The organism is Desulfosporosinus burensis (genome assembly GCF_054657535.1).
The window spans coordinates 65,056-88,189 of the sequence record NZ_BAAHYN010000010.1 but is presented as its reverse complement, the minus strand read 5'-3'; the positions used below and the strand labels follow the sequence as shown (position 1 = coordinate 88,189).

Genomic DNA, 23,134 nt, shown 5'->3' with positions numbered 1-23,134 from the left:
TTCGTAGTGAGTAGTTTTAACGATCTAGCGGATGCGGTACTTAACGGTAATTTCAATAATGTTAAAGAAATTACCTTAGAAATGATTGATAGCAAGGTGGACCCCTTACGCATTATCAACGAGGGTCTTATTGCCGGAATGAATATAGTCGGCGTCAGGTTTAAGGCAGAAGATATGTATGTTCCGGAAGTGATGATGTCAGCAAAATCCATGGCCTCTGGAATGGAATTGATTAAGCCTTTCATCGCAGAATCAGATATGCCCACTGCAGGGACAGTCGTCTTTGGGACTGTAAAAGGTGATCTTCATGACATCGGCAAGAGTCTTGTTTGTATGATCCTGGAAAGTGGTGGATTTAAAGTCATTAATCTTGGCACAGATGTTTCACCTGAAATGTTTGTGCAAGCGGTTAAAGAGCATAAACCTCAAATCGTCGGATTGTCGGCTCTTTTAACGACAACCATGCTCAATATGAAAACTACCATTGAACTATTAATCGAAGAGGGCTTACGTGACGGAATAAAAGTGATTATAGGCGGGGCACCCGTTTCCCAGAGTTTCGCGGACGACATTGGGGCGGATGGTTATGGAGCAGATGCCATGGCAGCCAAGGAGTTATGCCTGAAACTTGTTAGCTAAAAATAGTCAGAGGAGGAATGAAAGTGTTAATCATCGGGGAGTTAATCAATACTAGTCGAAAATTGATCGGCGAAGCAGTTGAGAAAAGAGATGCTGAATATATCCAGAAAATTGCTTCCGATCAAGTCGCCGCTGGGGCAAATTATGTCGATATTAATTGCGGCACGATGATCTTTGATGAAGTAGAAACCATGGAATGGTTAGTCAATACGGTTCAGGAAGTTGTACAAGCACCTTTATGCATAGATAGCCCAAACCCTCAGGCCATCGAAGCCGGGTTGAAGCTTGCTCGCAACGGCCAATCTCTTATAAACTCTATTACCGGTGAAAAAGAGCGTTACTCAGAAATCCTCCCATTAGTACTTAAATATAAGACGAAGGTTGTAGCTCTTTGTATGGATGATAACGGTATGCCTGAGACGGCAGAGGACAGGATGGCTGTAGCCCAAAACCTTTATCAAAGTTTAACAGAAGCAGGAGTTTCTGAAGACGATATTTACTTTGATCCTCTAGTCAAACCGGTAAGCACGGGGGATAAAGCTGGGCAGGAAGTCCTTGATACAGTAAGACTGATCAGGCAGAATTATCCAAAGGTTCATATGGTTTGTGGTCTAAGTAACGTGTCCTTCGGTCTTCCAAATCGAAAAATCCTTAATCAATTCTTTATGATTCAAACGATGACGATGGGGATGGATAGTTATATCTTGAACCCCCTTGATAAAAGTATGATGGGCGCTGTTCAAGGGTCACAGACACTTTTGGGGAATGACTCCTATTGTACAGGTTATCTAAACGCCCATCGCCAGGGTCTCTACGAATAATGGTTCTTACAACGATTTTTAAAAAGTATTTGAAATACTCCATCAAAAGGGTGTTTCATAACATTAGAAGTCTGAAAATTTTAAATAAATTAAATATTATATGCAACTAGTGCTGGCTAATTAGTAATGTTTAAGCGGAAAAGTAGTGGAAATCACCAAAGACAAACTGTCTTTAATGATTAACGCACTACTTCCCCTTAATCATACCGATGGTTCTAACGAGGGCGAAAATGCTCAAGACGTTCCTCGTTAATGGGGTTAATCATCGGGAATAAGCTCAGAAATGAGAAGAAAGTGAGGTTAAGCAACAAAATTGTCCAGAAGTAGTAATCTAGAATCATGGGACATGACCAGAAAAAACGATTTTTAAAGTGCTAATCCCTGAAATCTTGGTTAGGAGGCGAATTAAATGGCGAAACCAGAACTGGATCATAAAGTATTTTGGCCTGCTGTTATCGTGATTTTTGGTATTTCTTTACTCCTCATATTGAATCGCGAGGCTGGTACAGAACTTGTCAATGCAGCTCTAGCCTGGGCGACCTATAAACTAGACTGGCTTTTCCAAACAGGTACTTTTTTGGTATTTGCTTTCTTAATGTGGATAGCTTTTGGTCGATATGGGAACGTAAAACTAGGCGGACCTGATGATAAACCTGAGTTCTCCACATTGACCTGGATAGCAATGCTATTTTGTGCTGGAGTTGGCTCCAGTCTCATTTATTGGTCCGTGGCTGAGCCGCTCTATTACTTGCAAGGGCCACCCTTTGGCATAGAAAAAGGCTCAGTAGAAGCAGCCCAATGGGCCATTACCTATGGCATGTTCCACTGGGGATTTAGTGCCTGGGCCTTGTATGCTCTCCCCGGTTTGCCAATTGCCTATGCTTATTACGTTCGTAAGGATACCACACTTAGGGCTAGTACAGCCTGTCGGCCTATCCTAGGAAATTTAGTTGATGGCTGGATAGGGAAGGTTATTGATATTTTGGTTATGTTTGGTATCGTTGGTGGTTTTGGGACCTCCCTCGGCCTTGGGGTTCCCTTATTGGCGCAAGCAGCATCAAGTTTGACGGGTATACAACCGTCCATGGGCTTAAATATGGTAATCATTGCGATTTGGACATTGATCTTTGGCTTTAGTGTTTATACCGGACTTTATAAGGGGATTAAGGTCTTAAGTAATATCAATGTTTATCTTGCTTTAGCTATGCTAGTTATAGTTTTATTAGCTGGACCAACCGTATTTATCTTGTCATTATTCACTGACAGTGTAGGTGTGTTATTGAATAACTTCTTCCGAATGAGTTTATTTACCGATCCAATTGCTAAGAGCGGGTTCCCACAGGCATGGACTGTCTTTTATTGGGCGTGGTGGATTGCCTTGGCACCTTATATGGGATTATTCGTTGCTAGGATTTCCAAGGGGCGTACATTAAAGCAACTGATTGTTGCTGAGATGCTTTGGGGCACTTTAGGTTGTTGGGCTTTCTTTGGAGTTATAGGTGGTTATACTTTGCACCTGGAATTTGATAAGATTTTACCAGTCTCCAGTATCATGTCAGAGAGCGGAGTTCCAGCCGCCATTATAGCAGTTCTTAATACCTTGCCAATGCCACAGGTTATTTTAGTCTTATTCCTGTTCTTGGAATTTGTCTTCCTGGCCACCTGTCTTGATTCCTCAGCCTATGTGTGTGCCTCTATGGCGACTAAGAGTCTGACCGAAGATCAAGAACCGGCTCGCTGGAACAGAGTTGTCTGGGCTTTAGCTTTAGCGGCCGTAGGGATAGCGATTGTTTCTTTAGGGGGTTTAAGCGCAATTCAAACATCCTCTGTAGTCGCGGCGGTTCCCTTAATAGTTGTCTTAATTATATTAACCATGTCTTTTATGAAAATGCTTAAAGAAGATCATGGTGTTGAATGTAGCCCGAAAGAAATAACGATCCAATCTCATAGAAATAATAATAATATATCAGCTAAATAGTAATAACGAAATCTATTGCTATAATCAAGGTTGTGCGAAAACAAATTAAATAAAGTAACTTTTAAAGTAATGGCGAAATGCATGTAAGCATTTCGCCATTACTGTTTAAAGGATTTTACCAGAAGGAAGATTTTTATTAAAAAAAGTGTTTGACAAGAATATTCAGAATAAAGTAAAATTGAATTGACCACTCTATGGATTGTACGTTCACGATGTGACCATTAATTAAACATAATCCATAATTTACAATATCTAATTTTTTATATATGTTTCCAGTGGCGAAACGAAAGGAGCTTTTAATTTGAAAGAAATTCAATCCATCGAAAAAGCCTTTGCTATACTAGAAAAGTTTTCTCATAGAAAGAAGGAGTATAGTGTTACAGAATTGAGTCAGGATCTAGGGTTACCCCGTCCTACGGTTAGCAGGATTATTGGAACATTGGCGGGGTTAGGTTACCTCAAAAAAAGTTCTGATACGAAACGGTACACTTTAGGATTGAAGTTTCTTCACCTGGCTAGTATTGTCCAGGAAAGTCTTGTCCTGCGTGACATAGCTACACCGGTGCTGCACAGACTTCGTGATCTCCTGAGTGAGACAGTCTATATAGATGTCAGAGATGGGTGGGAACGGGTCTGTATAGAATCGTTTCAGGGACTGGAACAGGTACGTACATTTGTTGAAATTGGTCAACGGTCGCCACTTCATATTGGAGCCGATTCCCTGATGCTTTTAACGTCTTTATCGGATGAAGAAATTGATGAATACCTTGAGAAGGTTCAATTAGTACCGTATACGGAAAACACAATTGTAGATCCCTTAGTGTTAAGGGTAAAGATCAGAGAGGCTAAAGAAAAAGGTTATACGTATAGCGAAGGGGAGTACCATCCTGGAAGTGCTTGTCTTTCCGCTCCTATCAGAGATCGGGCAGGAAAAATAGTAGCCTGTATAGCGATATCCTTTCCAACATCAAGGGCTGTGCCGAGTTATATTGATAGATACAGAGATTCGATTATTAGCGCTGCGTTGGAAATTTCTACGCTCAACGGATATGAACATAAAGAAAAGTAGGTGACTTATGTGTATAAACCGTTTGGGAGTACTTAGGGAGGCAATGTTGTAATTCATAGCAAGTATCTAAGATCGCCATTAGCCATTATGGCTTAATGAAGGGGGGTGAAGCGAGAGGCAGGCGGAAGCCCTATAAATAGTATCCCATCTTATTAAAAATCATGAGGAGGTAAGTTTATGATTAAGAAGTCTAAAAAAATAACGGCAGTAGTTTTAACGTTGGGTTTACTATTAAGTATTGGGTTAACAGGCTGTGGAAGTACCGCCCCCGCTAGCTTGACAAAAAGGATGACATTGTAAAAGTCCACGAAAAAGGCAAGTCCATTGATCTCAAGACGGCTGTGAATGGCTTCTCAGTTCCTATACATCCAGGCGCAGCGAAATATTATAAAGAAAAAGGCGCTATGAAATAAAGAACATAATATTAAGATCAATCGCTAATGAGTGATGGTGGAAAGCCGGTTGAACAGGGCGTCCGAAAGGCCGCCCTCAGTAATGGGTAAATCAATATGGATAAGACGTAACCAAAAAGAACCAGTTAAGTTATTCTTAAGAGAGAGGTTTAACTAACATGAAAAAGAATGCCTATGAGGTAGCCTTAGAAGTATTGAGTAATGTAGCCGAGTATATGAAATTAGAGGACCACGTGTACGAAATTTTTAAGGAACCCATGTCACAGTTAACTGTAAAATTTCCAGTTAAGATGGACGATGGAATCACTAGAATCTTCACCGGTTTCCGTTTTCAGCATAACGCTGCTCTAGGACCGACCCGAGGAGGAACACGTTTTCATCTCGATGAAACACCCGAGGATGTAAAGGCCTTGTCACTCTGGATGACCTTGAAAAACGCCTTAAACGAAATTCCTAATGGAGGTGCCAAAGGGGGCGTTGTCGTTGATTCACTAACTCTTTCCCAAGGGGAATTAGAGCGCGTTTGCCGAGGATATATTCGCAAGATTGGGCCGACTATAGGGGCGTGGAAGGACTTTCCAGGGGCTGACATCGGCACCTCGGCTCAGACTCAGAGCTGGATGTTGGATGAATGGGAAACGATGAATATGCATCACGAGGCTGGGGGTATCAGTGGAAAAGTTATGGCCCTGGGAGGGTCTAAAGGACGGGCCGAAGCAACAAGCCGAGGTCTATTGTTTGCTACTAGGGAATTAGTGCATGCCAAGGGATTAGAGATGCAAAATTTAACAGCTGTGATCCAGGGATTTGGCAAAGTCGGTTGGCATTTAGCAAAGCTGTACCAAGAGGACGGTGTAAAGGTTTTATCGGTCAGCGATGTATCCACAGCCATATTCAAATCGACTGGATTAGATATCTTTGATGTCCATGCCTATGTAGAGCGTACTGGCAGTCTTCGGGGTTACCCTAATGCGCAAGAAATTGCTAATGAAGAAATGCTGGAATTGGAATGTGATATTCTAGCTCCTTGTGCGGTTCAAAATGTGCTTACTAAAGAAAATGCAGATCAAATTATAGCAAAGTTTTTAATTGAAGGAGCTAATGGTCCTACCACTCCGGAAGCGGAAGAAATTTTTATCCGTAAAGGGATCTTTATTGCTCCGGATATTTGGGCTAATTCCGGGGGTACTCAAGTGGCTCATTTCGAAAGAGTGCAGAACTTAAATAATGATAGTTGGAGTGAAGAGGAAGTAAACTCAAAGCTTGAGAAAATAATCCATAAGGTGTTTGGCGAAATCTATGCCTTGCATACTGAAAGAAATATTTCAATGCGTCAGGCGTGCTGGGTAAAAGCAATTGGCACAGTTGTTGAAGCGATGAAGGCTCGTGGCTGGGTTTAATTATAGAAGTAAATAAGACTACCTAGAAGGAGGAAGACATGGTGACTTTGAACGTAAAGATTAATATCGACTATTTTTATTGCAAACGTTGCGGCATCTGTCACGCTTTCTGTCCGCAACAGGTTTTTTCCTTGATTAAGGACGGTTCGCCGGAAGTAAGCTTTCCAGAAAAATGCACCTATTGCCGCTTGTGCGATCTGCGCTGCCCTGATTTCGCCATATCCTTGGAGGTGTTAACGTGATCAGACCACTTGGAGTACAATTCATGCAAGGCAATGAAGCTTGCGTATATGGGGCCATTGATGCTGGGGCCAGATTTTACGGGGGTTATCCAATTACACCTTCCTCTGAAATCGCTGAGCTTTCAGCTGAATTATTACCACAAGTTGAGGGTATTTTCCTTCAGATGGAAGACGAAATAGGGAGCATTGCCACGATCATTGGTGCTTCAGCTGCAGGTAAAAAATCGTTTACGGCGACCAGTGGCCCAGGATTCTCCCTAATGCAGGAGAATCTAGGGATGGCCATCTATTCTGAAGTTCCCATTGTTGTGATTAACATTCAGAGAAACGGACCGAGCACAGCCCTTGCCACGCGTCCTGCACAAGGAGATGTGATGCAGGCTCGTTGGGGCACCCACGGAGATCATCCGATTATTGCCTTGAGCCCCGCTTCCGTCCAAGAATGCTATGATTTAACGGTCCGGGCCTTTAATTTAGCAGAAAAGTATCGGATCCCGGTTATCCTTTTGGGTGATGAAGTTATAGGCCATATGAGAGAGAGCCTGACAATTCCTGAACTGGAGAAATTAGAAATTATCAATCGTAAACTACCAACGGACCCAGTTGAAGGATATAAACCCTATACTACAGGTGACGATGATATACCCGCTATTCCTCCTTATGGAACTGAATATATTGTGCACATTAGTAGTTCTTGTCATGATGAATCGGGTTATTCACATAATGCCCCTAAAACAGCGGATAATTTAGTGCGGCGTTTACACCGTAAGATAGAAACCAATAAGGCGGATATAGTTCAGGTTGAAAGGTTTGGGCCTGAAGACGCAGAGGTTACCATTATTGCTTATGGAGTCGTCTCCCGTTCAGCAAAACAAGCCGTGATCAATGCTCAAAAAGAAGGACTCTCCGTAAACCTCCTTAGACTTATCACTCAATGGCCTTTTGCCGATCAACAAGTCATAGAAGTCCTTAAGAAGGCCAAAGCCGTGATTGTACCGGAACTCAACCTAGGGCAAGTGGTTTTGGAGGTAGAGCGCCTCAATTCATTTAAGACGCCTGTTTATCCACTTTCGCGCATCGATGGTGAAATCATTCTACCCTCACAGATCCTGGAACGAATTCAGGAGGTGTTAAAATAATGGTAGCACGACGTTATCAGGATTATCTAGATAAAAGCAGACTCCCCCATATGTGGTGTCCGGGCTGTGGAGATGGTATCATCTTACGTGCTTACACGGAAGCTCTCGTTGAGCTAGACCTCGCCCCGAAGGATGTCGTTACCGTAACAGGGATCGGTTGCTGGGGGAAAGCGGATGATTATATGTCTACCCAAGCCTTTCATGGAACCCACGGCCGGGCCCTAGCCTTTGCGACAGGAATTAAGTTAGGAAACCCCGACCTAACAGTGGTTACCTTAATGGGGGATGGAGATGCCGTCACCATCGGAGGAAACCATTTTATTCATGGGGCTCGACGGAATATTGACCTTACCGCCATCGTTGCCAACAATTACAACTATGGTATGACCGGAGGACAGTATTCGGCTACTACTCCATTGGAAAGCAAAACCACGACTTCTCCACTGGGAACGCCTGAACCCGGGTTTGATGTGTGTCTTCTTGCAGAAGCTGCAGGGGCTAATTTCGTAGCTAGGACTACAGCCTATCACGTAGGGGCCCTGAAAAATCTAATTAAAGAGGCTATTACTCATAAAGGCTTCAGTCTAATAGAAGTTATTAGCCCTTGCCCGACGTATTTTGGGCGATTCAATAGTCAACCCAGTGCCGTGAATATGTTAAAGTGGCTAAAGGAGAATTCAGTAGCTGCCTCTAAATTTCAGGAAATGTCCAGCGAAGAACAAGCTAAGCGTTTTGCCATAGGAACGTTAGTTAAAAAGGAAAGACCCGACTTTTATACCAACTATCGGCGGATAAATAGTGTCAGCCAAACAGCAGGGGGGAGAGAGTAGATGGCAGGGAAAACGTGGCAGATCGTCTTAGCGGGTACAGGCGGTCAAGGGTTAATTCTAGGTGGCGTAACCTTAGCCAAGGCCGCTGTGTTAGAAGGAAAAAAAGCCGTGCAAACTCAAACATATGGGATTCAGTCACGGGGAGGATATTCTCAATCTGAGGTTATTATTAGTGGTGAAGACATCTATTTTCCAAAGTGTGATCAGCCGGACCTAGTATTAGCCCTTAGTCAAGGTGGATACGATCGCTATAGCAATATTGTATCGAATGAATGCACAATCCTTTATGACCAAGATGTTGTAAAAAGCAGTCAACGAGTCCATGATGTGGGGTATCCATTTAGCGCTAAAGCTATAGATCTAGGAAATCCTAAAACGATTAATTCCTTGTTTTTAGGAAGTGTATTAAAGCTTTGCCCAGTGGTTTCCAAGGAAAGTCTTACAAAGGTTTTAGAAGATTCATTGCCGGGTAAGATTTTAGCAATTAATTTAAAGGCATTGGAACTAGGGTATAAGGAGATTGATTAAAGGGGACCTGATTTCGGTAAGGAATTAGAACAAAAAAAGCTGTAATTCTCAGCTTTTTATGTTCTAATTTTAAGAATAATGTGTCTAAATATTCAAAATGTTTCTGTACGGGTCCCATCTAACAACGTATACGGGTTATAATTAAATGATGAAACTTCGAGAATAAGACGGAGGTTCGAAGAAAACAAGGAGGAGAGATTCTATGCCAAAATTGTCCCTGCTGTCTTTGGAGGAAATGCCGGATAAGACTCGTAATATGATTACAGGAGGAAAATCCCAACTAAGCGGCTTAAACATCAATAGAATGATGGCTCACGCGGAAAATAGTGTACGTCATTTTATGCGTTTAGGAAATTCTCTACTAACCCAAGCAAAACTTGATGCCCGCCTACGAGAAATAGTTATCCTCCGGATAGCCAAGTTATGTAATTCAAGGTATGAGTGGTACCAACACGAAATAATGGCTAGGCAGGTTGGCGTGTCGGAACAGCACATAGAAGCCCTTAGGCTAGATCCCCTTGATCGTTCAGTATTTAATGATCAAGAGCGGGCCATTATCAGATACACTGAGGAGGTTACTGCTAATGTGAAAGCTAGTCCCGAGGTATTTGAGGAGCTATCCCAGTTTCTCAGCCAACAAGAATTAGTAGAACTAACTCTTACTATAGGCTTTTATAATATGGTGGCCCAATTTCTAGAAAACACTGGGGTGGAAATAGAGGGTTAATTTCCAAATGCTAAGATTTGTATCTATAGTATTATAGCAACGACAGGAGGAAACCATGGTAGATCTAAATTTACTTGAGGCAGGAAACGTTTGGAAACACATTGGTATGGAAATAGTACGTAATTCGGAAGGGCATCCTGGTGTGCACGTTATAAATACGAACAATCTACGGCAAGTGTATGGAGCTATGCATGGGGGAATTATCTCAATGGCCGTGGACGCCGCTGGAGCAGTAGTTGTAAATGAGCATGTTGGAAGGGATTTTGCAGTGTCGACTGTAGAATTAAAAGTAAATTATTTGTTACCTGTAGTTGACTCAGATATATTTGTCTATGCTAAGATTGTGAAAAAAGGAAAACAGCTCATGGTCACAACGGTCGAAGTCTTAGACAATCTTGCTAATATTGTGGCCATTGGCATTGTTACATACATTGTAAAACCGATTGACAACACTAATAAGTAGCTGAATTAACCGTTGTACGAAAAATGTTTCTGTGAAGCAACAAAGGATTAGGGAGTAATGGCGAAATGCAAGTGAGGCATTTTACCATTACTTCTTTTCTTCTGAACAGAGCCCATTGAACATTGGCGGATTGCTCGGCTCTCAGGTCGTCGTCATTGAACAGTAGTACTCGCGTGATATATAATAGTTAAGTCATACTTTTCATAGGATATTTTTATAGGGGGAGAATAAGCTTGAGAGTGGTGAAGAACGGGATAAAGCTGTGTTTCGACATCGCTTACTGGAAACTGCCATCGATCTTTGGTTAAAGAACGATCAACGGATGGATTATCCATCAAGTTTAATGCAACTCTGGCGTAAATCGGGTGTAACTGGACGAGCGGTTTTTAAGCGTCTGATTGAGCAAGGTGTTTGCAAGGGAGATATCAGTAAAATTGCGCATTTCCATAAGGCTTGGCGGAATCACCGTTTACTGCAAACAGTTTTCGGATGGTCAACGCCTTGGCGAGTATTGTCACTTTACCGGCGGTTTGGTCATCCATCAGCTGGCAAACTAGAGGCTTTATTCGAACATTGTTTACTTCGATCACTAAAACATTATTAAAACTCCGAGGGAAGCCTCGGAGCTTGAGTTGAAATTAGAACTTGAGTTGTAATTAGATCATTTCATCAGCGGAGTCATCATCATAAGCACAGTCACACCCGCGTGATATAATTGTAAAGCCATACTTTTCGGATTTCCGTCCGAGTAAGAAAGCGGCAACAAGACTCATAAAAAAGAGTAAACCGTGATAAGGGTAATGCTTGTGCTGATAGAACATGAATAGTTCCTCCTTTCATTTCGTTATAGAGTGACCTTATTGCGTTGAATTCATTCAGGAAATTTAAGGAAATTTAGGTTGGAGGGGTTTTGTGCGTTATAATGTATTGCTTTGGGACTTAGATGGTACGTTGACAGATCCAAAGGTAGGAATTACGCTCTCTGTTCAGTACGCTCTAAGTCGGTTAGATTATCCCCTTCCGAAGGTAGATGATCTAGATTGGATTATCGGGCCGCCCTTAAGAGAGAGCTTTAAAATCTTGCTTCAAACGACAGAGGAAGCGCTTCTAGATCGTGCTATCAAGTTGTATAGGGAGCGCTACAAAGAAATAGGTCTCTATGAAAATATTGTTTATCCTGGTATACCCGAGTTACTGTCCCGGTTAAAAGAAAAGGGTTGCAGGAATCTGTTGGCGACCTCAAAACCGAGAGTTTTTGCAGAGCAAATTCTTCACCATTTCTCAATAGATTCCTACTTTAGTGTTATCATGGGCAGCGAGTTGAATGGTCAATTTGTGGAGAAGGAAGTTCTGATTGGGGAAGTGCTGAAAAATGTACCCTCTGACTTACGCTCGAAAACGGTGATGATCGGGGACCGAAGATTTGATGTTCAGGGGGCAAGAGCCAATCAGATTGAGAGTATTTCAGTAGGATATGGGTATGGAACAGTTGAAGAATTGCAGAATGCAAACCCTGATTTTATCGTCCAAAGTGTCAAAGACTTAGAGGCGCTATTGATCGGCTGAACGTGTTCACTGATCATCCTGTTTAATTCTCAGTTGTAACCGGGTAACGGACTGCAGCATCTAAATAAACAAACTTCTCGTCCTTTTCTTGACGAACCATTCCTACAATACCTTGATCGTTCGTTTCTTCTAGGTGGCGATGGACAACAAACTGATAGGCTCGCTCATCCCATGGATCTAAGAAATCGGCAACTGTATTGAAATAGGTTTCGATGGGAATTTTAAGATGATGATGATAGACTTGCAGAGTTGTTTCCGAAGACATAACGAATTCCTCCCTTCCAATTAGTCTGAGATATAAATGAAAGAAATATGTGTTTAAAAGAAGGAGGTAGCAAATTGGACGAAGAATCAGAATCTAAGGTAGTCCGGAGTGAGTTCCTTCTTAATCAGCGAAATTTAAGTTGGATTGATCTGGTGCTGGTTTTGGGCGGGGTTATCTGTATCTATGTCTTATTATCCTTTGGGACTATCTGGTTAATGGATCGATGGCCACTTGAACGAGCTTTAATATATCTGAATGCCTTTATGACTCAGCTCGCCTTTGCACTTCTAATTTTACTTCTGAAAAGAATTCGCCACTGGGAATGGTCTGATTTTGGGTGGAAGGCTGTTCCTATCAGAAAGTATTTTTATAGTGTCATAGGACTATACTTTTTCTCTTGGGTTATCAATATCAGTTATGCCGTTGTCCTATACAATTATGGGTTAACTCCTCCTGAAACAGATGTTTATTCGAAGTTATTAGGACAGGCCACGGGTTATACATTACTGCTTAACTTGCTGTTAGCAGGGATATTAGCACCGATTGTGGAAGAAACCTTATTCCGGGGAGTGATTTTTGGCAGTCTGCAAGCGTATTTCGGGAAATGGACAGCAGCAACGATTAGTGCGGTTATTTTTTCCGCTCTCCATTTCCAAGTTTACGGATTTTTCCCACGCTTCGTCTTAGGACTCGTACTCATAGTCTTGTATACTAAGTTTAAATCCCTCTATCCGCCCGTTGCATTACATGCCTTAAATAATACCGTGGCCACACTGATAGCTGCAAAATTAATGATTGAGTAAAAGGAGCAGAATAAATGGAGCAAAGGCAACAACAGGCATTGCAAATTGCGATCGATGGCCCTGCTGGTGCGGGAAAAAGTACGGTTGCCAAGATTGTAGCAAAGCAATTACGGCTTTTCTATGTAGATACTGGTGCTATGTATCGGGCCATCGCTTATAAGGTGCTGAAAAGCGGGGCGTCAATAGACGACGAAGCTAGGGTAAGTCAAATAGCAAAAACTACGGAAGTTGTGCTCGATCATTCGGACGAGAGAATTGTTTGGTGTGATGGCGAGAATATCACTCAAGCTATACGCAACCCCGAAATTTCACGGGCGGTTTCGATTGTGGCTGCCTATCAAGGGGTAAGAGATCGTTTAGTGGAACTTCAACGCCTGGAGGCTGGGCGCGGAGGCGTGGTTATGGATGGTCGTGATATCGGTACACACGTCCTGCCAGACGCTGATTATAAAATTTTCTTAACAGCGACTCCTGAGGAACGGGCAAGACGACGGTGGATAGAACTCACGAAGGCCGGGAAAGTTGTAGCTTACGATGAAGTCGCTCAAGATATGCTGAAACGTGACCGTTCAGATAGTGAGAGAGAGGTTTCACCGTTAAGGCCTGCTCAAGATGCAATTATTCTCGATACAACGGGTTTAAGTGTGGAAGAACTGGTAGCGGAAATTCTTAAGTTGACTCAGGAGGTTGAATCATGACGCTTTATAGTTTTGCGAAGAGGATGTTTCGCCTGCAGTTTCGTGTTATGGGGTGGAAAGTAGAAGGGGCGGAGAACTTGCCTTTGAGTGGACCCGTAATTTTAGCCATTAACCATGTAAGCATTTGGGATCCAGTTCTGGCAGCTTGCAGCCTACCCCGTCAAGTCTCCTTCATGGCCAAAGAAGAACTATTTTCCATTCCGATTTTGGGGACGATTTTTTCCAAACTTGGCGCTTTTCCAGTCAAACGAGGGCAGGGAGATATGAATGCCATCCGTCAATCTTTAGCAATCTTAAAGCAAGGGCGCATCTTAGGTCTTTTTCCTGAAGGAACTCGTTCAAAGACAGGAGAGATTCAAAAAGGAATGCCGGGAATGGTCCTGCTCATGGAAAAGAGTCAAGCTTCTGTTGTCCCGGTAAAGGTTTACGGGACAGCAAACTTAATGACTAAAGGGTGGGGCAAAATTGGGGTTGTAATCGGTAAGCCCTTGACTGCTCAAATGCTGAAGGCTCCTGAAGGGGTAGAAAACCGCCGTGAATGGATTGCGGATCGCATTATGCAAGCAATGATCGAATTACCCAAAGCCAAATAGTGTTGGGTGTCCCCTTTCCACTTTGTTGGGGACATTCCTGTCCCGATGAACAACTATTACTTCAGCAGGTGTGTCCCCTTTCCTTAATAATCTCAGAAATATGGCAGGAATTTTGGAGTAGAATAGAGAATTAGTTCTGTACTTTGTTGGGGATATTCCTGTCCCGAAGAACAGCTTTTACTTCAGCAGGTGTGTTCTCTTTCATTAATAGGAGGTTCTTCGTTTTGAAAGTCAAGATGGCGGCAAAAGCTGGGTTCTGTTTTGGTGTGAAACGTGCCTTAGAAATGGCAGAACGAACAGCAGAAACTTCAAAGGCAGTTTCACTCGGGCCCCTTATTCATAATCAGCAGGTCGTAAAACGCTTGTCAGAACGTGGTATTCGTGTAGTCGATGATCTGAGTGACGTAACCTCTGATCAAGCCCTGATTATTCGCTCCCATGGTGTAGCACCTAGTGTTTATCAGGGTGCTGAGAATAGAGGTGTCCGCGTGGTCGATGCCACGTGCCCTTTTGTCCAGAAAGCACAACGATTGGCTGCCGAGTCAGCTAAGTTAGGGCGACAAGTGATTGTCATGGGAGATAAACATCATCCTGAGGTCCAAGGAATATTAGGGTGGGCTGGAGAACAGGCCATTCCCATCCAAACGGTCGAAGAGGCCAAAGAACTTCAATATTATTCACATTTAGCTGTTTTAGCTCAGACGACCCAACTTGCGGAAAATTTTATCAGGATAGTCGAAGAGTTGAAACTCCATACGGGTGATATAACCGTTCACAACACGATCTGTAACGCAACAGCTGAACGACAAAAAGTGGCTCGAGAGTTAGCAGAGACTGTTGATATTATGGTTGTTGTGGGTGGGCGAGATAGCGCAAATACTCGAAAACTGGCGAGCATCTGCGCAGAACGCACAAAAACATACCTTATTGAAACTGCAGAGGAATTGAAAACTACTTGGTTTAGCGAAGTCGAAAGTGCCGGTTTAACGGCGGGGGCTTCTACACCGGATTGGATCATTGAGGAGGTTTATAAAAAAATGTCTGAAATGAATGAAAATGAAATGAATATGGATAGTTGGCTAGAAAATTTACAAGAAATCCAGCTTGGTTCGCGGGTTACCGGTACTGTCGTTAAAATGACAAGAGAGGAAATCTTCGTCGATATTGGTTGGAAATGCGAGGGAGTCATCCCTATCAGTGAGTTTTCTATCCGGCAAACTAACCTAGAGGACGTTGTAGCGATTGGGGATACCGTAAGTGCAGTCGTGATTCGTGTGGAAAATGAGGAAGGACATACCGTTCTTTCCAAACGGAAAGCAGATGAAGAGGGGGCTCACGAACGTTTAGAGAAAGTCGCAGAAACTAAAGAAGAAATCCAAGCTAAAGTCGTTGAAGTTGTCAAGGGCGGGTTAGTAGTTGATGTGGGACTGCGAGGGTTTGTTCCAGCTTCTCAAATCCAGTTGGGATATGTGGAAGATCTAAATCAGTTTTTAGGGCAAACGTTACGCTTAAGATTAATAGAATTTGATTCATCGAAAAGGAAAGTAGTTCTTTCCCAGAAAATCATTTTGGAAGAAGAACAAGCAATCAAACGCCAACAATTACTGGAAACCCTCAAAGAGGGTGAAGTAGTGTCAGGCACAGTCAAGCGGATGACGGACTTTGGTGTCTTTGTCGATATCGGTGGGATGGATGGCCTGCTGCATATTTCGGATATGGCTTACACGCGGATTAAGCACCCGTCAGAATTGCTGGCGATTGGGGACGAGGTTGAAGTCCAAGTCTTAAGATTAGATCATCAAACCGGAAAATTAGCCTTGGGTCTTAAACAACTTAAAGAGAGTCCATGGGGTCAAGCGGCTGTAAATTATCCAGTGGGAGCTATCATTCAGGGCAAAGTCGTACGTATCGCTACTTTTGGCGCATTTGTGGCCCTCGGTGAAGGTATGGACGGATTGGTTCATATTTCCCAATTGTCAGATCAACGGGTTAATAAAGTCGAAGATGTGCTTAAAGTCGGGGATACAGTGACTGCTAAAGTCATTCAGTGTAAACCAGAGGAGAAAAGGATAAGCTTAAGTATCAGGGAAGCGATTGCAGACTCCGCTCAGGCCAATGATACTCAGGCTTTAGCGGGACAAGCTGAAATCCAACCGGTAACCATAGGAGATGCCCTAGGAAAGGCTTTCCACTTGGAAAACCAAGTAGAGTAAGCTCTTATACGGGTGTTGTTAAATCGAGGTATTATTGACTTCCTGTTCTACGGCGCAGGAAGTCATTTTGGCAAAAACCAAGTTTCTCTATTAAAGAAAGGGGATTTTAATGGCTAAGCGAAAACTAGATCTGCCGATTGATTTCCCCATATTATTCTTAACCCTGGCACTTTTAGCTTTCGGATTAATTATGATTCTTAGCGCGGGTGCTGTAAGAGGATTTAACGCCACGGACAATTCGTACTTTTATGTTACTCAACAATTAAAGTGGGCGATTGTAGGTTCTTTTTTCGCGCTGGTAGCCATGATAATCCCTTATACTTTTTTGCGGCGGCTTGCCGGATTAGGCGTCATCATAAGTATGATCTTACTGGTTGCAATCATCTTTACTGATGCTGGGATCCAAGCGGGTGGTTCAGCCCGGTGGATTAAAATTTTGGGATTTACAGTTCAACCTTCAGAAGTTGCTAAACTTGCCTTGGTGCTTTTTTATGCCCATATTTTAGATCGCTATCCAATTAAGCGGGGCCAAGATTGGCGTATCCCCTTAGGTATCCTCATACCGATTACCCTTCTTGTTTTGGCCCTTGTCTATAAACAACCAGATTTAGGGACAACGATGGTCTTAGCACTAACCTGTACCGTCATGCTGTTACAGACGGAACTGCCGACATTTTGGTTTGCTGCTGCTGTACCGACGCTTGGCGTACCGCTCTTATATATGATTTACAATACAGAATACCAATGGAACCGAATTTTGGTCTGGCTAGACCCCTGGAAAGATGCTATGTATTTAGGATATCAGATTACGAATGCTGAGATTGCCTTCGGCTCGGGCGGTCTGTTCGGCGTTGGTTTGGGACGAAGTCTGCAAAAATATGGCTTCCTGCCTGAAAACCATACAGATATGATCTTTGCCATTGTAGGAGAAGAACTGGGCTTAATCGGTACTGTATTTTTACTATTCCTCTTTATTGCGTTGTATGCACGAGCTTATCATGTCATTAGTGGATGCCCAGATCGCTTCGGACGGTTATTGGGCTTTGGATTGATATCCACGTTAGCTATTCAGACGACTGTCAACTTATCGGTGGTTACCGGAGTACTCCCAGTAACAGGGATTACCCTACCTCTGATCTCTTATGGCGGGAACTCACTGGTCATCACGCTGGTCAAACTCGGTCTAATCTTGAATATAACTCGATATCGAAAGAAGATACCCAAGCTTATGATGGTCAAGAGCCCACCCAAACATCGCGGTGTAAACTCCTTCTAAACGGGGATAATAGGAGAAATATCCGTCGTAAGGTGGGAGTTATGTGTTATTTCCCTATGGAGAATGGGTAATTCTATTCTTAACCCTTGAAACTCGGGTAGAAAAAAGAGCTTCTCGGCATTTTTTTCTTGGGTTGACAATGGCCTGGATCATTGGAAAATGGTTGGAATTCATCCTTCCCGCCTCGATGCCCTGGAATTGGAACTTTGCACGTCTGATGGTTATCTTAGTCTTTTGGGTATGGGCGCTGCAGCGGACTGAGCGACGGATTCTGCCTCTTATAGTTACCAGCCTAGTAGTCTGCCTAGAAACCTTATTTCAAGTCAATGAACCAGGGGTTTTGCCTTATGGATCAGGCATTTTCTCGTTAATACTAGTTATAGTCGCTTGGCTGAGTGCAAAATCCTTTTGGGGAACGGCAGCCGCCTTAGCAGGAAGCTTACTCATAAATCAAGCCTTTGTGCGTTTTACTTATGATGGTATCGTCAGACATGCCGACTTACCCGACGAATTTGTTTGGAATTTTGGTGTCTGGTTCTTCGTGCTTTGGGCTGGTTTACGTCTGGGTTGGCAGTCTTATGTTGAACGGAAACTGAAAAAGGCGACCGCTGATAAATTGTCTACAAGCAGTGTCAGTGCTTACGAACCTCGGGAGGAGCATTAACTTCAGTAGCAGGCGGGTTTGATATGTAGTATACTTGTAAACGATTGAGGCTGTAAAGAAAACTTGGCTGGCGCCAAGCCTTGGCGAAGGCGGCCGCCTTAGTTGCACTTATGCTTCAGAAAGTATACAACGAAGTTATACTTTCTGATTAGTAGGAAATAGGCCCTGATCTGAATTGTCAGGAGGATGAATAGTTTGTCGAACGGGCTTGTGGTCACAGCCGTCCATACAGGTAGTATTGCTGAAGAAATGGAGATTGAAGTCGGGGACCGTGTTCTTGAAGTCAACGAAGAAAAACTGAACGATCTTATTGACTTTCAGTTTGGCATATCCGAGGACGAGTTCATCCTGCTTATCGAGAAGAAGAACGGTGAGCAGTGGGAGGTCGAGATTGAGAAAGCTCCAGGAGAATTCCTAGGTCTCCAAGTGGAAATGAGTTCTGAAGGGCTGAAAACTTGTCGCAATAATTGCACATTTTGTTTTGTGGCTCAAATGCCAAAAGGAATGAGGTCGTCGCTTTACGATAAAGACGATGATTACCGCTTATCTCTAACTCAAGGAAGCTTTATTACTCTTTCAAATTTGAGTGAGGAAGAAATTGAGAGGATCATTGCCCTTCATCTCAGCCCGCTTTATGTTTCCGTCCACGCTTGGAACCCGGAAGTACGTACACGTATGATGAGAAACCCTCAGGCCGGAAAGTTGCCAGAGCAAATCAAACGCTTTGCTGAAGCCGGAATTGCTGTCCATGCTCAAGTGGTGGTGGTTCCGGATCATAACGATGGTGACGTTTTGGCTGAAACTATCGGACAGCTAGGGGGACTTTATCCAGCTATACAGTCCATCGCTGTGGTTCCAGTGGGGTTAACCCGCTACCGTGAACACCTTACAAGCTTGCGTGGATTCACTTCGGCTGAGGCTGGTCAGATTGTGTTAGAAGCGGAGTTGTGGCAAAAGAAATTCCTTTCCTTGACGGGCCGGCATCTTGTCTATTATGCAGATGAATTTTATGTTTTGGCTGGTCGGGAATTTCCGAATTTTGCTGTTTATGATGATTTTCCACAACTTGAAAACGGTGTGGGGATGGCCCGTAAATTTATAACTGAGCTGGAATCGGTTTGGGAGCTTTTACCGAATCAGTTAGCCGAACGCCATATCCATCTTATAACGGGGACCTCTGCTCAGGGCTTTTTTGAATTATGGAGTCAGCGCTTAATGGCTCGAATCAAGGGTTTGAAGTTATCAGTACATGGGATACGCAATGACTTTTTTGGAACAACTGTGACGGCTGCGGGATTATTAACGGCCCAAGATATCGCCCATCAATTGGAGGATTTATCAGGGGAAGATTTTTTTATCCCTCGTGTAATGCTCAAGGCTGATGAAGATCTCTTTCTGGATGATCATGATGTTAAGTGGTTAGAAGAAAAGGTCAATGGCAAGGCTAGTATTGTTGAAAATCATGGCGTAGTATTCTTAGAACATCTAATTGGGGATTCTTTGGAGGTGGGACGATTTGAGTAAACCTGTAGTAGCTATTGTCGGACGGCCGAATGTCGGAAAGTCTACCTTATTTAACCGCATTACGGGCGGTCTTGTGGCCATTGTTGAAAATATGCCTGGAGTGACAAGAGATCGACTGTATCGAGATGCAGAATGGCTGGGACGGAAATTTGCCTTAATTGATACTGGGGGAATAGAATTTAAGGATGAGGGGACACCCATCCCGGCCCAGATGCGCAGACAGGCGGAAATTGCCATGGAAGAAGCGGATGTCATTATTTTTGTCGTAGATGCTCAGATATCGACGACCCCAGATGATGATATGATTGCTAGAACACTACGTCGGTCGGGAAAGCCTGTCTTGCTGGCAGCGAATAAAGTAGAAAACTTCGAAAAGATAGAAGGGCAACTCTATGACTTTTTAAGCTTAGGGTTAGGGGATGCAATCCCTATTTCTGCTGTACATGGTATGAATACCGGGGATTTACTCGATATGGTCATAGCTAATTTCCCGGAGAATGATGAAGACGAGTATGACCCCGATGTTATAAGAATTTCTGTGATCGGACGTCCGAACGTTGGGAAATCGTCCTTGGTCAATACGATGCTAGGCAAAAACAGAGTTATTGTCAGTAACATACCAGGAACAACCCGGGATGCCATTGATACGCCGTTTGAACAAGATGGGAAGCATTACGTCCTAATTGATACGGCAGGGATGCGCCGTAAATCTCGTATTGATGAGCTAACAGAGCAATATAGTGTTGTGCGATCTCTTCGGGCAGTCGATCGCTCTGACGTGATTCTTATGCTTATCGATGCAGTCGATGGTGTTACAGAACAGGACAAAAAGATTGCTGGGTATGCACATGAAGCAGGTAAAGCAATTATTTTAGTGGTCAACAAATGGGATCTCGTGGAAAAAGATGAGAAGACCATAAATAAATTTGAAAAGACAATTCGCGAAGAATTAGGCTTTATGCAGTATGCACCAACCATGTTCATTTCCGCCTTAACAGGACAAAGGGTTAATAAAATCTTGGACCTTGTGGATTTCGTAGTCGAACAAAATTCTACTCGCGTGACAACGGCAACCTTGAATACCTTGCTGAGAGAGTGGGTTCATCTCAATCCCCCTCCCTCCGATAAAGGAAGGCGCTTAAAAGTAAGATACCTTACTCAAGTAGGAGTAAAGCCGCCCACGTTTGTGTTCTTTGTGAATGATCCAGAATTGATGCATTTTTCTTATAAACGATATTTAGAGAATCAGATGCGAAAACATTTCGGGTTCGAGGGTACTCCGATCCGAATTGTCGTTCGACAAAAAGATGAAGAGAAAGAGAAGGATTAAACCATGCCACGCTACCTAATTTTTATCTTAGCGTATAGCTTGGGAGCCATACCTTTTGCCTATTTAGCAGGCCAACTCAAAGGGATAGACGTACGTCGGCATGGCAGCGGGAATATCGGCACGACGAACGCCTTTCGCCTTTTGGGGGTTAAACTGGGCATTTTAGTGCTGCTCGGAGATTTTTTAAAAGGGGCCTTGGCTGCTTTCCTTGGTTATTGGGCCTACGGACCATGGGGAGGAATAATTGGTGGGTTTCTAGTGATGACAGCTCATAGCTGGAATCCCTTATTCAAGTTCCGCCCTAGTGGCAAAGGAGTCGCCGCAGGATTTGGAATTATTACAGTCCTTATGCCCAAAGTCATGTTTGTGGCGATTGCACTTTTCTTGTTAGTCGTGGTCATTACACGTTTTGTATCGATGGGTTCCGTTAGCGGTGCTCTTGCGGTCGCTATCACTGTTTTTGTTTTTCAGGAACCGTTTGCGTATCGAGTTTTTGGCTTGGTTGCCGCTTCAGCTGTGATCTACCTTCACCGGAGTAATATTAAACGAGTCATCAATGGAACAGAACATCGATTTGGAGACAAATAATCGAGGCACGAGGCACGATGCACGATGCACGAAAGACCAAGGACCAAGTCCTAAGTTTGAGGTCGGAAGCCAGAGGCACGAAGTCCGAAACGGAAGTCCGAAGTTCATGGTCCGAGGCATGATGCATGATGCATGATGCATGATGTACGAAAGTCCGAAGTAGAGATCCGAAGAAGAAGTTTGAGTTAGAGGCCGTGCCTCGTGCATCGAGCATCGAAGTAAGGGGGGATATGGGTATGCCGAATATAGCGGTTTATGGTGCAGGGAGTTGGGGATGTGCTTTAGCTGTGCTCATGGCGAATGCTGGGCATCAGGTTGCCCTTATCGGACGTAATCCTGATGAAATGAAACGTTTGACGAAGCAACGAGAAAATGTACGTTATTTGCCAGGTGTTAGTTTACCGTCCCAACTTCTGCCAACCACCGATCTCAGGCAATTAGATGCTGATTTGGTCGTGTTCAGCGTGCCTTCCCATAGTGTCAGAGAAGCTGCCCGATTTGTAAAGCCTTACCTAAGGCAAGGTTGTATCGTAGTCAATACTGCGAAAGGTTTAGAGGATAAAACACATCTCCGCCTTTCGGAAGTCTTGAAAGAGGAGCTTCCACACAATCCGATTGCTGTCTTGTCCGGTCCCAGCCATGCCGAAGAGGTAGCCAGAGATATGCCGACCACTGTCGTAGTGGGTTCGGATGTCAAGACTGCCGAGACGGTCCAAGACATGATGATGACCTCGAAATTTAGAATTTATACCAATCCCGATGTTATAGGGGTAGAATTGGGTGGAGCCTTAAAAAATATCATTGCTCTGTGTACTGGTATTGCCGAGGGGTTAGGTTTCGGCGACAACACCAAAGCTGCTCTGATGACTCGAGGATTAGCAGAAATTGCCCGTTTGGGCGTAGCGCTAGGAGGGCATCCGTTAACCTTTGCTGGATTATCTGGCGTAGGCGACCTGATTGTGACCTGTACCAGCCTGCATAGCCGTAATCGGAGGGCAGGTGTCGCTCTTGGGCAGGGTAAACCTTTAGAAACGGTCCTTAAAGACGTAGGAATGGTGGTTGAAGGGGTTAGAGCGGCCCGTGTAGCCTATGAGCTTAGTATTGAGAAAAATGTCTCAATGCCTATCACAGAACAAGCCTACAAAGTACTCTTCGAAGGAGCCGATCCCCAAGAGGCGGTAGTCGATTTAATGTCACGTGGGAAACGCCATGAACTTGAAGAAGTTGTGGAGATGAGTTGGTTAAGATAGTATACATATTTTAAGCTTGAGTTTCATAAACGTAGAAGAGGTTCTTTAAAAGCCTTTTCTGCGTTTTTTGTTGTATAGTCATATTTGCCCAAAAGTGCCAATATACTTATACTGC

At 43.6% G+C, this 23,134-nt stretch carries 27 protein-coding genes; 25 read left to right on the top strand and 2 right to left on the bottom strand.

Features of this window, described 5'->3' with window-relative positions; translation table 11 throughout:
- Positions 1-6: 6 nt before the first annotated feature.
- From ACYQ3Q_RS18075 to ACYQ3Q_RS18010, 14 genes are all read left to right on the top strand, one after another.
- Positions 7-639 (top strand): cobalamin B12-binding domain-containing protein, encoded by a 633-nt coding sequence (locus ACYQ3Q_RS18075; RefSeq protein ID WP_459929918.1) that lies wholly within the window; start codon positions 7-9, stop codon positions 637-639.
- Between the two features lie 23 nt (positions 640-662).
- On the top strand, positions 663-1,460 hold the full coding sequence (locus tag ACYQ3Q_RS18070; protein ID WP_459929917.1) for a methyltetrahydrofolate cobalamin methyltransferase: 798 nt from the start codon (positions 663-665) through the stop codon (positions 1,458-1,460).
- Positions 1,461-1,869: 409 nt separating this feature from the next.
- Positions 1,870-3,438 (top strand): BCCT family transporter, encoded by a 1,569-nt coding sequence (locus ACYQ3Q_RS18065; RefSeq protein ID WP_459929916.1) that lies wholly within the window; start codon positions 1,870-1,872, stop codon positions 3,436-3,438.
- A 301-nt stretch (positions 3,439-3,739) separates the two neighbouring features.
- The gene (locus ACYQ3Q_RS18060; protein ID WP_459929915.1) at positions 3,740-4,507 is read left to right on the top strand and encodes an IclR family transcriptional regulator; all 768 of its coding nucleotides are present in this window, start codon (positions 3,740-3,742) and stop codon (positions 4,505-4,507) included.
- A 177-nt stretch (positions 4,508-4,684) separates the two neighbouring features.
- Positions 4,685-4,807: a hypothetical protein gene (locus ACYQ3Q_RS18055; RefSeq protein WP_459929914.1), complete on the top strand. Its 123-nt coding sequence runs from the start codon at positions 4,685-4,687 to the stop codon at positions 4,805-4,807.
- Positions 4,801-4,920, top strand: a complete 120-nt coding sequence (locus ACYQ3Q_RS18050; protein WP_459930044.1) for a TAXI family TRAP transporter solute-binding subunit — start codon at positions 4,801-4,803, stop codon at positions 4,918-4,920. Before ACYQ3Q_RS18055 ends, ACYQ3Q_RS18050 begins: the two co-directional genes overlap by 7 nt.
- Positions 4,921-5,078: 158 nt before the next feature.
- The gene (locus tag ACYQ3Q_RS18045; protein WP_459929913.1) at positions 5,079-6,320 is read left to right on the top strand and encodes a Glu/Leu/Phe/Val family dehydrogenase; all 1,242 of its coding nucleotides are present in this window, start codon (positions 5,079-5,081) and stop codon (positions 6,318-6,320) included.
- Between the two features lie 38 nt (positions 6,321-6,358).
- Positions 6,359-6,562, top strand: coding sequence for a 4Fe-4S dicluster domain-containing protein (locus ACYQ3Q_RS18040; protein WP_459929912.1), 204 nt, complete (start codon positions 6,359-6,361; stop codon positions 6,560-6,562).
- On the top strand, positions 6,559-7,701 hold the full coding sequence (locus tag ACYQ3Q_RS18035) for a 2-oxoacid:acceptor oxidoreductase subunit alpha (protein WP_459929911.1): 1,143 nt from the start codon (positions 6,559-6,561) through the stop codon (positions 7,699-7,701). The genes ACYQ3Q_RS18040 and ACYQ3Q_RS18035 overlap by 4 nt, the downstream gene beginning before the upstream one ends.
- Positions 7,701-8,531: a 2-oxoacid:ferredoxin oxidoreductase subunit beta gene (locus ACYQ3Q_RS18030; RefSeq protein ID WP_459929910.1), complete on the top strand. Its 831-nt coding sequence runs from the start codon at positions 7,701-7,703 to the stop codon at positions 8,529-8,531. Before ACYQ3Q_RS18035 ends, ACYQ3Q_RS18030 begins: the two co-directional genes overlap by 1 nt.
- The gene (locus ACYQ3Q_RS18025) at positions 8,532-9,059 is read left to right on the top strand and encodes a 2-oxoacid:acceptor oxidoreductase family protein (protein ID WP_459929909.1); all 528 of its coding nucleotides are present in this window, start codon (positions 8,532-8,534) and stop codon (positions 9,057-9,059) included.
- Between the two features lie 202 nt (positions 9,060-9,261).
- Positions 9,262-9,786, top strand: coding sequence for a carboxymuconolactone decarboxylase family protein (locus ACYQ3Q_RS18020; RefSeq protein ID WP_459929908.1), 525 nt, complete (start codon positions 9,262-9,264; stop codon positions 9,784-9,786).
- A 55-nt stretch (positions 9,787-9,841) separates the two neighbouring features.
- Positions 9,842-10,249: a PaaI family thioesterase gene (locus tag ACYQ3Q_RS18015; RefSeq protein ID WP_459929907.1), complete on the top strand. Its 408-nt coding sequence runs from the start codon at positions 9,842-9,844 to the stop codon at positions 10,247-10,249.
- Between the two features lie 262 nt (positions 10,250-10,511).
- A complete protein-coding gene (locus ACYQ3Q_RS18010; protein WP_459929906.1) occupies positions 10,512-10,853 on the top strand; it encodes a hypothetical protein in 342 nt (113 codons plus the stop codon).
- Positions 10,854-10,905: 52 nt separating this feature from the next.
- Here ACYQ3Q_RS18010 and ACYQ3Q_RS18005 read toward each other — a convergent pair whose 3' ends face one another.
- Entirely contained in the window at positions 10,906-11,070 is a 165-nt protein-coding gene (locus tag ACYQ3Q_RS18005; RefSeq protein ID WP_459929905.1) for a hypothetical protein, read from the bottom strand.
- Positions 11,071-11,161: 91 nt separating this feature from the next.
- On the opposite strand from ACYQ3Q_RS18005, the gene ACYQ3Q_RS18000 reads away from it, so the two are divergent.
- A complete protein-coding gene (locus tag ACYQ3Q_RS18000; protein WP_459929904.1) occupies positions 11,162-11,815 on the top strand; it encodes an HAD hydrolase-like protein in 654 nt (217 codons plus the stop codon).
- Between the two features lie 22 nt (positions 11,816-11,837).
- Here ACYQ3Q_RS18000 and ACYQ3Q_RS17995 read toward each other — a convergent pair whose 3' ends face one another.
- On the bottom strand, positions 11,838-12,080 hold the full coding sequence (locus tag ACYQ3Q_RS17995) for a hypothetical protein (RefSeq protein WP_459929903.1): 243 nt from the start codon (positions 12,078-12,080) through the stop codon (positions 11,838-11,840).
- A gap of 74 nt (positions 12,081-12,154) precedes the next feature.
- Between ACYQ3Q_RS17995 and ACYQ3Q_RS17990 the strand changes: the two genes are divergently transcribed.
- The 10 genes from ACYQ3Q_RS17990 (at position 12,155) to ACYQ3Q_RS17945 (ending at position 23,019) form a co-directional block, all read left to right on the top strand.
- Positions 12,155-12,883, top strand: coding sequence for a CPBP family intramembrane glutamic endopeptidase (locus ACYQ3Q_RS17990; protein ID WP_459929902.1), 729 nt, complete (start codon positions 12,155-12,157; stop codon positions 12,881-12,883).
- Positions 12,884-12,897: 14 nt separating this feature from the next.
- Positions 12,898-13,581 carry a (d)CMP kinase gene (gene cmk, locus ACYQ3Q_RS17985; protein WP_459929901.1) on the top strand — a complete coding sequence of 228 codons (684 nt, stop codon included), beginning with the start codon at positions 12,898-12,900 and terminating at the stop codon, positions 13,579-13,581.
- A complete protein-coding gene (locus tag ACYQ3Q_RS17980; RefSeq protein ID WP_034141484.1) occupies positions 13,578-14,174 on the top strand; it encodes a lysophospholipid acyltransferase family protein in 597 nt (198 codons plus the stop codon). The genes cmk and ACYQ3Q_RS17980 overlap by 4 nt, the downstream gene beginning before the upstream one ends.
- A 224-nt stretch (positions 14,175-14,398) precedes the next feature.
- Entirely contained in the window at positions 14,399-16,387 is a 1,989-nt protein-coding gene (locus ACYQ3Q_RS17975) for a bifunctional 4-hydroxy-3-methylbut-2-enyl diphosphate reductase/30S ribosomal protein S1 (protein WP_459929900.1), read from the top strand.
- Positions 16,388-16,496: 109 nt separating this feature from the next.
- Entirely contained in the window at positions 16,497-17,663 is a 1,167-nt protein-coding gene (gene ftsW, locus ACYQ3Q_RS17970; protein WP_459929899.1) for a putative lipid II flippase FtsW, read from the top strand.
- Positions 17,664-17,706: 43 nt separating this feature from the next.
- Positions 17,707-18,327, top strand: a complete 621-nt coding sequence (locus tag ACYQ3Q_RS17965) for a hypothetical protein (protein ID WP_459929898.1) — start codon at positions 17,707-17,709, stop codon at positions 18,325-18,327.
- A 195-nt stretch (positions 18,328-18,522) separates the two neighbouring features.
- Positions 18,523-19,851 carry a DUF512 domain-containing protein gene (locus ACYQ3Q_RS17960; protein ID WP_459929897.1) on the top strand — a complete coding sequence of 443 codons (1,329 nt, stop codon included), beginning with the start codon at positions 18,523-18,525 and terminating at the stop codon, positions 19,849-19,851.
- Entirely contained in the window at positions 19,844-21,181 is a 1,338-nt protein-coding gene (gene der, locus ACYQ3Q_RS17955) for a ribosome biogenesis GTPase Der (RefSeq protein ID WP_459929896.1), read from the top strand. The genes ACYQ3Q_RS17960 and der overlap by 8 nt, the downstream gene beginning before the upstream one ends.
- 3 nt (positions 21,182-21,184) lie before the next feature.
- The gene (gene plsY / locus ACYQ3Q_RS17950) at positions 21,185-21,769 is read left to right on the top strand and encodes a glycerol-3-phosphate 1-O-acyltransferase PlsY (protein ID WP_459929895.1); all 585 of its coding nucleotides are present in this window, start codon (positions 21,185-21,187) and stop codon (positions 21,767-21,769) included.
- Between the two features lie 236 nt (positions 21,770-22,005).
- Positions 22,006-23,019 carry an NAD(P)H-dependent glycerol-3-phosphate dehydrogenase gene (locus ACYQ3Q_RS17945; RefSeq protein ID WP_459929894.1) on the top strand — a complete coding sequence of 338 codons (1,014 nt, stop codon included), beginning with the start codon at positions 22,006-22,008 and terminating at the stop codon, positions 23,017-23,019.
- Positions 23,020-23,134: the final 115 nt, after the last annotated feature.

Bases quoted from the DNA above. Each gene is read 5' to 3' on its own strand.
- cmk (WP_459929901.1), top strand. From the start codon at position 12,898: ATGGAGCAAAGGCAACAACAGGCATTGCAAATTGCGATCGATGGCCCT.
- ACYQ3Q_RS17980 (WP_034141484.1), top strand. From the start codon at position 13,578: ATGACGCTTTATAGTTTTGCGAAGAGGATGTTTCGCCTGCAGTTTCGT.
- ACYQ3Q_RS18065 (WP_459929916.1), top strand. From the start codon at position 1,870: ATGGCGAAACCAGAACTGGATCATAAAGTATTTTGGCCTGCTGTTATC.
- plsY (WP_459929895.1), top strand. From the start codon at position 21,185: ATGCCACGCTACCTAATTTTTATCTTAGCGTATAGCTTGGGAGCCATA.
- ACYQ3Q_RS18025 (WP_459929909.1), top strand. From the start codon at position 8,532: ATGGCAGGGAAAACGTGGCAGATCGTCTTAGCGGGTACAGGCGGTCAA.
- ACYQ3Q_RS18040 (WP_459929912.1), top strand. From the start codon at position 6,359: ATGGTGACTTTGAACGTAAAGATTAATATCGACTATTTTTATTGCAAA.
- ACYQ3Q_RS18055 (WP_459929914.1), top strand. From the start codon at position 4,685: ATGATTAAGAAGTCTAAAAAAATAACGGCAGTAGTTTTAACGTTGGGT.
- ACYQ3Q_RS18005 (WP_459929905.1), bottom strand. From the start codon at position 11,070: ATGTTCTATCAGCACAAGCATTACCCTTATCACGGTTTACTCTTTTTT.
- ACYQ3Q_RS18045 (WP_459929913.1), top strand. From the start codon at position 5,079: ATGAAAAAGAATGCCTATGAGGTAGCCTTAGAAGTATTGAGTAATGTA.
- ftsW (WP_459929899.1), top strand. From the start codon at position 16,497: ATGGCTAAGCGAAAACTAGATCTGCCGATTGATTTCCCCATATTATTC.
- ACYQ3Q_RS18030 (WP_459929910.1), top strand. From the start codon at position 7,701: ATGGTAGCACGACGTTATCAGGATTATCTAGATAAAAGCAGACTCCCC.
- ACYQ3Q_RS17945 (WP_459929894.1), top strand. From the start codon at position 22,006: ATGCCGAATATAGCGGTTTATGGTGCAGGGAGTTGGGGATGTGCTTTA.
- ACYQ3Q_RS18020 (WP_459929908.1), top strand. From the start codon at position 9,262: ATGCCAAAATTGTCCCTGCTGTCTTTGGAGGAAATGCCGGATAAGACT.
- ACYQ3Q_RS18015 (WP_459929907.1), top strand. From the start codon at position 9,842: ATGGTAGATCTAAATTTACTTGAGGCAGGAAACGTTTGGAAACACATT.
- ACYQ3Q_RS17995 (WP_459929903.1), bottom strand. From the start codon at position 12,080: ATGTCTTCGGAAACAACTCTGCAAGTCTATCATCATCATCTTAAAATT.